At 69.5% G+C, this 783-nt stretch carries 1 protein-coding gene; it reads left to right on the forward strand.

The features are described from left to right. Positions 1-783, forward strand: a 783-nt coding sequence (locus tag AC3EVP_RS36925) for a ketoacyl-synthetase C-terminal extension domain-containing protein (protein ID WP_435138181.1), incomplete at both ends; no start/stop codon positions are given.

The raw sequence follows: 783 nt of genomic DNA on the forward strand, positions 1-783 counted from the left end.
TAGTAATGGTCTGTCGGCGCCGAACGGTCCGTCGCAACAGCGTGTGATCCAGCAGGCATTGGCCAGCGCGGGGTTGCAGCCGGGTGATGTTGACGTGGTGGAGGGGCACGGGACCGGCACCGCGTTGGGTGATCCGATCGAGGCGCAGGCGCTGCTGGCGACCTATGGGCAGGGTCGGCCGGAGGGTCGGCCGTTGTGGTTGGGGTCGGTGAAGTCGAACATCGGTCACACCCAGGCCGCCGCTGGTGTCGCGGGTGTGATCAAGATGGTGCAGGCGATGCGGCACGGAATACTGCCGCAGACCTTGCACGTGGACGCCCCGTCCTCACACGTGGACTGGTCGGCCGGAGCGGTCCGGCTGCTCACCAGCGCACGCCCGTGGGAGGCCGGACCTCGCCGGCGCCGGGCGGGGGTGTCCTCGTTCGGCGTCAGTGGCACCAACGTCCACCTCATCCTCGAGCAGCCTGCAGAGGATGTGCCTGCCGGGGAGGCTCCTACCCAGGATGGGCCGGAGTCTGCGGGTGCGGTGGTGTGGGTGGTGTCGGCGCGGTCTGATGCGGCGTTGGTGGCGCAGGCGGGTCGGTTGGCTGAGTTCGTCGATGCTCGCCCTGAGGTCTCGGTCGGGGATGTGGCGTTGTCGTTGGCGGTGACGCGGACGACGGGGTTCGCGCACCGGCTTGCGGTGGTCGGCCAGGACCGTGGTCAGCTGTTGGAGGGCTTGTCTGCTGCCGTGTCGGGGCGGGAGTCGGCCGGGATCGTGTCCGGGGTTGCTGGTCCGGTGGT

The organism is Actinacidiphila sp. bgisy144 (genome assembly GCF_057708105.1).